The organism is Pseudomonas sp. BN417, from assembly GCF_029871205.1.
Classification (GTDB): domain Bacteria; phylum Pseudomonadota; class Gammaproteobacteria; order Pseudomonadales; family Pseudomonadaceae; genus Metapseudomonas.
On sequence record NZ_SSOJ01000024.1, the window covers coordinates 1 to 9032 of the forward strand.

Genomic DNA, 9032 nt, shown 5'->3' on the forward strand with positions numbered 1-9032 from the left:
CCCTCCCACAACAATCAGCGGTGTGCAGGTTGGGAAGAGCGCAGCGAAGCCCAACGCGGAGCCGGCCGGGAATGTTGGGCTTCGCTTAGCTCAGCCGCAACCTACGGGATCGAGCAGACGCTTTGGCCCTCCCACAACAATCAGCGGTGTGCAGGTTGGGAAGAGCGCAGCGAAGCCCAACGCGGAGCCAGCCGGGATGTTGGGCTTCGCTTAGCTCAGCCGCAACCTACGGGATCGAGCAGACGCTTCCCTCCCACAACAATCAGCGGTGTGTAGGTTGGGAAGAGCGCAGCGAAGCCCAACGCGGAGCCGGCCGGGAATTACGGGATCGAGCGTCCGCTTCTGCCCTCCCACAACTATCGGTGGTATCTCAGACCCCGACTTCGTTCTGCAGGTTGGCCTGGGTGATGTTGCTGCCTTCCGGCACGCTGCGGGTCAGCCAGACGTTGCCGCCGATGGTGGAGCCCTTGCCGATGGTGATGCGGCCGAGGATGGTCGCGCCGGCGTAGATCACCACTTCGTCTTCCACTATCGGGTGGCGCGGCTGGCCCTTCTGCAGGTTGCCTTCCTCGTCCGCCGGAAAGCGCTTGGCGCCCAGGGTCACGGCCTGGTAGATGCGCACCCGTTCGCCGATGATCGCGGTTTCGCCGATCACCACGCCCGTACCGTGGTCGATGAAGAAGCTCTTGCCGATCTGCGCGCCGGGGTGAATGTCGATGCCGGTGGCGGAGTGGGCGATCTCGGCGATCATCCGCGCCAGCAGCGGCAGGCCGGCCGTGTAGAAGTAGTGGGCGAGACGGTGGTGGATCACCGCGTGCACGCCGGGATAGCAGATCAGCACCTCGTCCACGCTGCGCGCCGCCGGGTCGCCCTGGAAGGCGGCCAGCACGTCGGTGTCCAGCAGCACCCGCAGCTTCGGCAGGGTGGCGGCGAAGCCTTTGACGATCTCGATGGCCTGGCAGGCGATGTCATCGCCGCTGGCGCCATTGTGCCGCGCGGCATAGCTCAGCTCGCGGCGGACTTCCCCGGCCAGGGCGTTGAGCGCCACGTCCAGGGTGTGGCCGACGTAGAAGTCCTCGCTTTCCTCGCGCAGGTCGGCAGGACCCAGGCGCATGGGGAAGAGGGCGCCGGAAAGGGCTTCGATGATATGCCCGACCGTGATGCGTGATGGCAGTTCGCGACCGCCGCGGTCCTGCAGCCGGCCGTGATGGCTGCGCCACTGGGCGCGGGCGTCGCGCAGCTCGCTGACGATCTGGTCGAGCTGCCAGTTGACCGGTTTGCAGCCGGTGGCGACGTAGGGAAGTCTGTTCATGGGAGTACCTGTAAGGCGCAGTCCGGATCGCTATAGCCTGCGGAGAATCACCCTCTTTCTGCAAGAGGGGATTCGCCGGAAATGCATGCCGCTCAGTCGGCCGGTACCAGGGGTTGGGTCGGCTGCCGTGGCGCGGCGGTCACCGTGCAGCCGATGGAGGCGAGAATGATGCAGAGAATCGCCAGCCACTGGAGCGTCGACAGGTGCTCGCCGAGGAAGATCAGCCCGGAGAGTGCGCCGAAGGCTGGTTCGATGCTCATCAGGGTGCCGAAGGTCTGCGCCGGCAGGCGGGTCAGGGCGACCATTTCCAGGGTGTAGGGAATGGCAGTGGAGAGCAGGGCGACGGCCAGGGCCACGGGCAGCAGTGCCGGGTCGAGCAGCGCGCTGCCGGCGTGGATCACGCCTATGGGGGCGATGAAGATGGCCGCTACCAGTACGCCCAGGGCCGCGCCCTGCATGCCGTGGTCGCTACCGGCGCGCTGGCCGTAGAGGATATAGAGCGCCCAGCAGACGCCCGCGCCCAGGGCGTAGGCGATGCCGGTCAGGTCCAGGTGGCCTTCGGTCTTGCCCAGGGGCAGGAGCAGCCAGAGTCCCACCACCGCCAGGCCGATCCAGAGGAAGTCTATGGCCCGACGCGAGGCGAACAGCGCCACCGCCAGCGGCCCGGTGAACTCCAGGGCGACGGCGATGCCCAGCGGGATGCTGCGCAAGGACATGTAGAACAGCAGGTTCATGCCACCCAGGGCGAGGCCGTACATGATCAGCGGAAGCAGGGAGGCCTTGCTCAGGCGCGTGCGCCACGGACGCAGCACCAGGGTCAGGATGATGGCGGCGAACATCAGGCGCAGGGCGGTCGTGCCCTGGGCGCCGACCACCGGGAACAGGCTCTTGGCCAGCGAAGCGCCGCTCTGGATGGACGCCATGGCCACCATCAGGACGGCAACGGGCAGAAGGGTCGAAGCAAGGCGACTCGACAGCGAAGACATGGAGGCTGATCCGGCAGGCAAGTAAAGGGTGGCGCGTTGGCGTGCTAATGTGCAACATAATGCGCAAAAAACAGGGTGTGAGCAATATGTTGCCCAAATCGGATGAACGCCCCAACGTCCTCGAGCACGTCTCCGAGAATGTCCGTCGCCTGCGCCGCGCGGCGGGCCTCAGCCAGGAAGCCCTGGCCAGCACCGCGGGCGTCAGCCGGCGGATGCTGGTGGGGATCGAGGGCGGCGACGTGAATGTCAGCCTGGCCACCCTCGATCGTATCGCCGCGGCCCTCGGCGTGCTCTTTCCCGACCTGGTGCAGCGGCCGGACCGTCCCGACCGCTCGCGGATCGATGCCGTGGCCTGGGTGGGTAGCAAGCCGGGAAGCCGCGCGACCCTTCTGGCGAGTTCCGCCGCGCGCCACGAAGTGGAGCTCTGGTCCTGGTCACTGGAGCCGGGCGAGCGCTATACCGCCGAACCGGATGTCGAGGGCTGGCGGGAGATGATCTACGTGATCGAGGGTAGCCTCAGCGTCCGTCGCGGCGAGCAGGTGCAACAGGTCGACGCTGGGGATTTCCTGGTATTCGGCAGCGACCAGCCCTACACCTACGCCAACGAAGGTGACGCCCTGGTCCGCTTTGTCCGCAATGTGCTGACCTGAGGCCGGGGTCTGGTCTGTCTCCCTGTGGGGGCGATTTCAATCGCTGAGCAGGCCGAAGGGCTGCCCCCGCGGTCGCCAATGGGGCAGCTAGGCTGCCCATAGCGAATGAATTCGCCCCCACAGGGTATGGTGCCCGGCCGTTACTCCTGCTCCTGCTCTTCCTCGTCGTCCGCATCACTGCCGCCAAAGGCATCCAGGCAGCGCAGGGCATGCTCGCCGTCGGCCCCGGTCAGCTTCCAGCAACCGCTTTCGGCATCGAATCGCGCCGCCTGCACGGCGGCCTGACTGAAGCGCCATTCACGGCGGTTGCGGCCGTCCATGCATTCCACCCGCAGCAGCTGGGCCTCGGGCTGGCCCGGCTGGCCGGCTTCCAGGGCGTCCACCAGGGTTTCGTCCAGGTCGAATTCCCAGGCGTGCAGGTCGTCGATTTCCAGCATGTCGGCAGCCAGCAGGGCGGCCAGCAGGGTCTCGTGGTTCATGGGCACGGTCATCCATCAGTCATTGAAAGGCGCGGGATGATAAGCCAGGGCGCCGGTCATTGCTCGGCTGAGCTTTCCAGGTACTGCTGGTTCTCGTCGCGCACGCGGCGACCTTCCTCGTCATAGAGGAAGGGCAGGAACATGTAGCGACGCCCCGCGGTGACCGCCGTGGCCTCGTGCAACAGCGAGCAGGAGAACACCACGGCGCCGCCCTGCGGCGCGCTGTAGAGGCTTTGGCCGAACTCCGGGAAGCGCAGGTAGCCGCCTTCGTATTCGCCGCTGTTGAGGAACAGGGACACGGCGAAGCGGCGGTGGGCGGTGCCCTTGGTGGTGTTGTCGCGATGCGGGCGGAAGTGGCCGCCTTCCTTGGCGTCGTAGCAGGCCACCAGGTAGCGCTCCATGCGTGTGGCATGGAACTGGAAGGCCTTGAGCATCTCCGGTAGCAGGCGCGTGGTGATGCGATGCAAGCAGGCCTGACTCAGTTTTTCGTCGTTCAGGGCGCAGTCGCGGCGGCGCTTGTGGTCGTGCTTGACGACCTCCACCGTCTTGCCGTCGCGCTCGATCATGTAGCCCGAGTCGAAGCCGCCGTGGTGGTCGTAGTAGTCGATCAGTTTCTGGCAGAGGGCCGGTTCGAAGATGCGTGGGACTACCAGCACGGGCGCCTGGGCCTGGGCGGGCGCTGGCGGTGGAAAGCTGTCCTGGGCATCGAGCAGGGCGAGGACGGCGTCGATATGGCCTTCGCCGCCGGGCTGCACCGGCAGCACGGCGATCACCCGCAGGCGCGGGTCGAGCAGGTAGGTCATCTGGCGAATGGCGCCGGTTGGCTGTTGCACGCCGTAGAGGTTGCAGATGGCGCGGTCGAAGTCCCAGAAGAAGCGGATACCCGGCAGCAGGTTGCGGACGCGCTGGCGCTCGCGGTCCTGGGGGTCGACGCTGACGCCGAAGTAGCTGGCGTGGCTGTCGTCGAAGCGCTCGCGGCGGGCCAGCAGGTCGGTGAGCACCCGCGCTGCGGTCGGGTCCGCCGCCGAGCCGAGAAAATTCAGGACGATGTAGCGTCCGGCGACGGTGTCGAAGGTGAAGCGCTCGCGGCTGGGGGTGCTGCTGGTGAACCAGGGCACCGCTTCGCCCGGCTCCACGGGTGAATTGCGCTGGGTCATGGTTGCCTCCTCTGGCTTGAACTCAAGCTAGACCAAATGCCGCTGGCGTGCCTCGCCCGCTTGCCGTTGCGTCTTCGCTGGGCCTGCCCGGTGCCTTACTCATTTCCAGACGCCCAAGGAGCAACCCTGGATGATCCACGACTACGCGCAGGATGCCGCCGTACTCTTCCTGCCGCCGACCCTGGTGGGCAGCGTATATGGCATGAACTTCAGGCCCATGCCGGAACTGGACTGGGCCTTCGGCTACCCGGTGGCGCTGTGGCTGATGGTGGTCTCGGCGATCCTGCCCTACGCCTGGTTCAGGCGGAAAGGCTGGTTCTGAATCAGGGCTTGCGTTCGCCGATCAGGGCATCGGCTTCGGCGATGTGGGCCTTGCGCGACTTGCGTTCATACAGGCAGAGCTCCTGTCCGCGCTGGCCCTTCATGTGCTTTTGCGGGTAGCGGCCTTCCAGCAGCAGGGCCGTAAGTCCGAGCCGGTCATCGAAGAGCACCGGCTGGCCGGCAGGGCGCACGTCCTTGAGCCCGCTGACGGCCTTGCAGGCGGTCAGCAGCCGGGTGTCGTGCTCGTGCCAGGCCTGGTCGCTGGAGGCACTGGCCTGGGCGGCGAAGAGGGTGGCGGCGAGCAACAGGTAGCGGGTGTCCAATGGGGTTTCCTCGAATGCGGTCTGGCGATCTGCCATGGACCGTCGGATCACCCATCAGTTTCCTCTGGCAAACGTAGGGTGGGCTTCAGCCCACGGCTGGATTCGCGGGTGGGTTGAAGCCCACCCTGCGCCGTGAAGTGAAACCCACCTACAGGAGCCGTCAGTAGTCGTTCTTGCAGCCGGTTCCCCAGACCAGGTACTCGATGGTCTTCGTCTGCATCTGGCTGTCCTCGTAGGTCATGCGCGCCGGGCCGATGCCGCAGAAGGTGGAGAGGTCGGTCATCTGTACCACGCGGGCGATGTCCAGGTGGACACCGTATTCGTACTGGATGACCGGTTGTGTCGCCTGGTCGGTACTGGCTGCCAGGGCGGCGCTGGTGGTGAGACTCAAGCTCAAGGCGACGACAAGGGTTCTCATGGCGGATTCTCCTGCTGGAGAGGGGGTTTGCGGGTAGTCCCGCGCCTACTGACCGTCAGGCATCGAATGGATGCCACTGCCGGTGGTCATGCTCGAGAGCACGCCATCCCTGCGGATGAGCGCGTGGTAGAGGGCCGCCGCCAGGTGCGCCAGGATGCTGATGAACAGCAGGTACGCCAGTACAGTGTGGGCCAGGCGTAGCAGGGCATGGAGCCGTGCGTCCGGTGGGACGATGGGCGGCAGCACCAAGGCGTCGTGGAGCACCACCGGATAGTCGCCGGCGGACTGCATGCCCCAGCCCACCAGCGGCATTGCCAGCATCAGGGCGTAGAGCAGCACATGGGACAGGTGGGCGGCGCGGCGCTGCCAGCCTGGCATTGTGCGGGGCAGTGGCGGCGTGGGGCTGGTGAGGCGCACGGCCAGGCGGACCAGCACCAGTACCAGCAGAAGCAGCCCCAGCGGCTTGTGCAGCGCCACCAGCTCGCTGTGGCGCGGCGACAGGTCGGCCACCATGCTCACGCCGATGAAGAGCATGGCCAGCAGCAGGACCGCCATCAGCCAGTGGATGACCCGCAGCAGCGGGCTGAAATGGGTCGGCGCATTCATGGCTGGGTTCCTTGCTCGGTTTGGGGGGCACCTTCGCGGGTACGGCGGTTGTAGGAGACGGCATAGGCGGCCGAGCGCGCACTGAGGAGCGGGTCGTCGGAGGCCTGGATGCCGTCCGGCAGGACCAGCGGGTCGTAGTTGATGTCACGGCAGGCGCCCTGGTCCTGGGACTCCGCCCGTTCCACCACCAGGGTGCCGGCGTCCACCTGGCGGCGGTCCGCCGGCCATTGGCGGGTGGCATTGCCGGTCGGGTCGCCGGGTTCGGCCAGGGTCAGCACCAGGCGCCAGCGCAGGGGACCGTGGGCGAGGCGTTGCTGCAGGTCATGGGCGAGGAAGTCCGGGTCCTTGCCGACATCGCCCAGGGGGGCGAACGGCGTCTCCGGCTGCACCGACCAGCGCACGAAGCGGCTGTTGCCGGCGGCGTCCAGCAGGCGGAAGGCGTTGATCCCGTGGTAGGGGATATTGGCGAAGCTGTTGCTCGGCTTGTTGGTCTTGACCCACTCACGGAAGGCGGCCGATTCCGGGTGGGCGGCGAAGAAGGCCTGCAGCTTCGCCGGGTCGGGCTTGCCGGTGGCGGGATCGGGTCGCGAGGCCAGCACTTGCTCGTAGAAGGCTTCTGGACTGGCCACCGGCAGCACCGGCGGGCTGTTCATCCCGGTGCGCCATTGCTCGCCACCGGGTAACTGGAACAACAGCGCCATGCTGCGGACGGGGACCCCGGCATCCACTGCATGGGGGTTGCTGCCACCTATGGCGAAGCGGCCGATCACCGGGACCTGGCCGGGGGCGAAGACGCTGGCGTGGGACAGGTCGGCTGCCTGGCCGTTGCTGTCGAAGTGGCCGCTGATGCAGATGCCTTTCGCGTGGTTCTTGCGGTACCCGGGAAATTTTCCGGCGTTGGTCTCGAAGGCGTCGATGATGTGCTGTGGGGTCAGGCGTTCGCCGCCGATCCAGCCGCCGGCGTAGGCGAAGGCTGCGGCCAGGCCGCCGACGGCGACTCCGATCACCGCCAGCCGTGCCGCCAGGTCGATTCCCTTGGGCGTTGCGTTGCTCATGCGATACTCCCGGGCGTTGTGCCCTGTCCATGAGCCGGTGAGACGCAGGCCCCGCGGTTTTATTCCATGCCGGGAATAAAACCCCGTTGCGCACGTCTTCCTGTCGCACCTGAGGCGAGAGTGACGCAAGACCTGACCATGAACATGATTGATGACGCGGAACTGCGGGAGTTGTTACAGCGGCTGCGGCGTTTCGCCTTGTGGCTGACGCGCAATGCGAGCAGTGCGGACGACCTGGTCCAGGCGACCCTGGAGCGGGCACTTTCCCGCTGGGGCAGCAAGGGCGAGGGCAACCTGCGCGCCTGGCTGTTCGCCATCCTCTACCGGCAGTTCCTCGACGGGCAACGCCGGGCGCGCCGCCATGCGCGGCTGCTGGAGTTCTTTGGCGGCCGCAGCGAGGAGGCGCCGTCCACCGAAGAGGTGGTGGTCAACCAGGCCACCCTCGCGGCCTTCGCCCGCCTGCCGGCGGAGCAGCGTGCGCTGCTCTTGCTGGTGAGCGTGGAAGGGCTCAGCTACAAGGAGGCTGCCCAGGCCCTGGAGATTCCCATCGGCACCGTGATGTCCAGGCTGTCCCGCGCGCGCAAGGCGCTGCGCGAGCTGGCCGAGGGCGAAATGACCAACCCTCAGCTGCGGGTACTCAAATGAACGCATTCCATCCCAGCGAAGACGACCTGCACGCCTACCTCGACGGCCAGCTCGACGCCGAGCAGATGCAGGCGGTGGAGGCTTACCTGGCGGCCAATCCCGAGGTCGCCGCACGGGTGGAGGGCTGGCGACGCGACGCCCAGCAGTTGCGTGCCGCCCTGGCCAACCTGAAGCTGCCGACGCCCAACCCGCGCCTCGATCCGGCGGCCATCCGCGCCTCCATGCGCGCTCGCAAGCAGCGACGCCTGGCCCTGGCGGCGTCCTTCGTGCTGGCCCTGGGCGCGGGCGGCCTGGGTGGCTGGCAGGCACGGGAGATGAGCCTGCTGGCGGCCAACCCGCCGATGCAGGATGCCCTGCAGGCCCACCGGCTGTTCGCCCTGAACCCGGTGGTGGATATCCGCGCCCGCCAGCCCGGCGAGTTGCAGGCCTGGCTGGACCAGCGCTTCAGCCATGCGGCGCGGATTCCCGATCTCGGCCCTTACGGCTTCACTCCGGTGGGTGGGCGCTGGCTGGTCACCGAGCAGGGCGCGGCGGCACTGCTGCTGTTCGAGGACGATCAGGGCCAGCGCGTCAGCCTTTATCTGCGGGCGCCCGGCTCGCTCTATCCGCGCATGCGCAGCGGCCAGCGCCGCGATGGCGAGCTGGAGGCCAGGTACTGGTCGAGGGATGGCTACAACTACGCGTTGGTGAGCCGGGATGGCGACCCGCGCAGCGAGGCGCTGGGGAAGGCGCTGGCGTTCTGAGTCAGGCGAGTAATCGTAGGATGGGGCGGGCGGCGTTCCGCGGAGCCCCGCGATACCCGTCGCTCGGTGGTGATGGGTATCGCTTCGCTCCACCCATCCTACGGACTAGCGGTCGCAATACACCTGTGGGGGCGAATTCATTCGCCAAGGGCAACTCCGTTGCCCCGCATGCCCCTCTCCCAACACGGAAGAGGGGCCACCCACTCAAATCACCCTTGTATCTCTCCAGGGCTATGAGGTTAGCTACCTCACTGCCCAGGGCCGGGAAAGCCGCTCCCATCCTGAGAGCTCGACTCTGTTTCGTAGATTGTGCTCCCGGCCCTCTTCTCCAACTCCT

At 67.1% G+C, this 9032-nt stretch carries 11 protein-coding genes and 1 pseudogene; 4 read left to right on the forward strand and 8 right to left on the reverse strand.

What is annotated here, in order from left to right; all coding sequences use genetic code 11:
* Nucleotides 1-370: 370 nt before the first annotated feature.
* Together epsC and rhtA are read right to left on the reverse strand one after the other, a co-directional pair.
* The gene (gene epsC, locus E8F11_RS01480; RefSeq protein WP_280287033.1) at nucleotides 371-1312 is read right to left on the reverse strand and encodes a serine O-acetyltransferase EpsC; all 942 of its coding nucleotides are present in this window, start codon (nucleotides 1310-1312) and stop codon (nucleotides 371-373) included.
* Nucleotides 1313-1404: 92 nt separating this feature from the next.
* Nucleotides 1405-2298, reverse strand: coding sequence for a threonine/homoserine exporter RhtA (gene rhtA / locus E8F11_RS01485; RefSeq protein WP_280287034.1), 894 nt, complete (start codon nucleotides 2296-2298; stop codon nucleotides 1405-1407).
* 59 nt (nucleotides 2299-2357) lie between these two features.
* Between rhtA and E8F11_RS01490 the strand changes: the two genes are divergently transcribed.
* A complete protein-coding gene (locus E8F11_RS01490; protein WP_280287035.1) occupies nucleotides 2358-2948 on the forward strand; it encodes an XRE family transcriptional regulator in 591 nt (196 codons plus the stop codon).
* 140 nt (nucleotides 2949-3088) lie between these two features.
* Here the strand turns inward: E8F11_RS01490 and E8F11_RS01495 are convergent, their stop codons facing one another.
* Nucleotides 3089-3427: a DUF5629 family protein gene (locus tag E8F11_RS01495; protein ID WP_280287036.1), complete on the reverse strand. Its 339-nt coding sequence runs from the start codon at nucleotides 3425-3427 to the stop codon at nucleotides 3089-3091.
* Between the two features lie 56 nt (nucleotides 3428-3483).
* Nucleotides 3484-4584 carry a 2OG-Fe(II) oxygenase gene (locus tag E8F11_RS01500; RefSeq protein WP_280287037.1) on the reverse strand — a complete coding sequence of 367 codons (1101 nt, stop codon included), beginning with the start codon at nucleotides 4582-4584 and terminating at the stop codon, nucleotides 3484-3486.
* A 154-nt stretch (nucleotides 4585-4738) separates the two neighbouring features.
* On the opposite strand from E8F11_RS01500, the pseudogene E8F11_RS01505 reads away from it, so the two are divergent.
* A pseudogene (locus E8F11_RS01505) lies at nucleotides 4739-4906 on the forward strand (CorA family divalent cation transporter); the annotation flags it as partial.
* A 1-nt stretch (nucleotide 4907) separates the two neighbouring features.
* On the opposite strand, the gene E8F11_RS01510 reads toward E8F11_RS01505, so the two are convergent.
* From E8F11_RS01510 to E8F11_RS01525, 4 genes are all read right to left on the reverse strand, one after another.
* On the reverse strand, nucleotides 4908-5228 hold the full coding sequence (locus tag E8F11_RS01510) for a hypothetical protein (RefSeq protein ID WP_280287038.1): 321 nt from the start codon (nucleotides 5226-5228) through the stop codon (nucleotides 4908-4910).
* A gap of 160 nt (nucleotides 5229-5388) precedes the next feature.
* Nucleotides 5389-5646, reverse strand: a complete 258-nt coding sequence (locus tag E8F11_RS01515) for a DUF2790 domain-containing protein (protein WP_280287039.1) — start codon at nucleotides 5644-5646, stop codon at nucleotides 5389-5391.
* Nucleotides 5647-5691: 45 nt separating this feature from the next.
* The gene (locus tag E8F11_RS01520; protein ID WP_280287040.1) at nucleotides 5692-6252 is read right to left on the reverse strand and encodes a cytochrome b/b6 domain-containing protein; all 561 of its coding nucleotides are present in this window, start codon (nucleotides 6250-6252) and stop codon (nucleotides 5692-5694) included.
* Nucleotides 6249-7307, reverse strand: a complete 1059-nt coding sequence (locus E8F11_RS01525) for a catalase family peroxidase (RefSeq protein WP_280287041.1) — start codon at nucleotides 7305-7307, stop codon at nucleotides 6249-6251. Before E8F11_RS01525 ends, E8F11_RS01520 begins: the two co-directional genes overlap by 4 nt.
* Before the next feature lie 138 nt (nucleotides 7308-7445).
* Here E8F11_RS01525 and E8F11_RS01530 point away from each other — a divergent pair, with 138 nt between their 5' ends.
* The gene (locus E8F11_RS01530) at nucleotides 7446-7952 is read left to right on the forward strand and encodes a sigma-70 family RNA polymerase sigma factor (RefSeq protein WP_280287042.1); all 507 of its coding nucleotides are present in this window, start codon (nucleotides 7446-7448) and stop codon (nucleotides 7950-7952) included.
* Nucleotides 7949-8695 (forward strand): anti-sigma factor, encoded by a 747-nt coding sequence (locus E8F11_RS01535; RefSeq protein WP_280287043.1) that lies wholly within the window; start codon nucleotides 7949-7951, stop codon nucleotides 8693-8695. The genes E8F11_RS01530 and E8F11_RS01535 overlap by 4 nt, the downstream gene beginning before the upstream one ends.
* Nucleotides 8696-9032: the final 337 nt, after the last annotated feature.

Coding starts and splice junctions, on each gene's coding strand:
- epsC (WP_280287033.1), bottom strand. CDS start 1,312: ATGAACAGACTTCCCTACGTCGCCACCGGCTGCAAACCGGTCAACTGG.
- rhtA (WP_280287034.1), bottom strand. CDS start 2,298: ATGTCTTCGCTGTCGAGTCGCCTTGCTTCGACCCTTCTGCCCGTTGCC.
- E8F11_RS01490 (WP_280287035.1), top strand. CDS start 2,358: ATGCGCAAAAAACAGGGTGTGAGCAATATGTTGCCCAAATCGGATGAA.
- E8F11_RS01495 (WP_280287036.1), bottom strand. CDS start 3,427: ATGAACCACGAGACCCTGCTGGCCGCCCTGCTGGCTGCCGACATGCTG.
- E8F11_RS01500 (WP_280287037.1), bottom strand. CDS start 4,584: ATGACCCAGCGCAATTCACCCGTGGAGCCGGGCGAAGCGGTGCCCTGG.
- E8F11_RS01515 (WP_280287039.1), bottom strand. CDS start 5,646: ATGAGAACCCTTGTCGTCGCCTTGAGCTTGAGTCTCACCACCAGCGCC.
- E8F11_RS01520 (WP_280287040.1), bottom strand. CDS start 6,252: ATGAATGCGCCGACCCATTTCAGCCCGCTGCTGCGGGTCATCCACTGG.
- E8F11_RS01525 (WP_280287041.1), bottom strand. CDS start 7,307: ATGAGCAACGCAACGCCCAAGGGAATCGACCTGGCGGCACGGCTGGCG.
- E8F11_RS01530 (WP_280287042.1), top strand. CDS start 7,446: ATGAACATGATTGATGACGCGGAACTGCGGGAGTTGTTACAGCGGCTG.
- E8F11_RS01535 (WP_280287043.1), top strand. CDS start 7,949: ATGAACGCATTCCATCCCAGCGAAGACGACCTGCACGCCTACCTCGAC.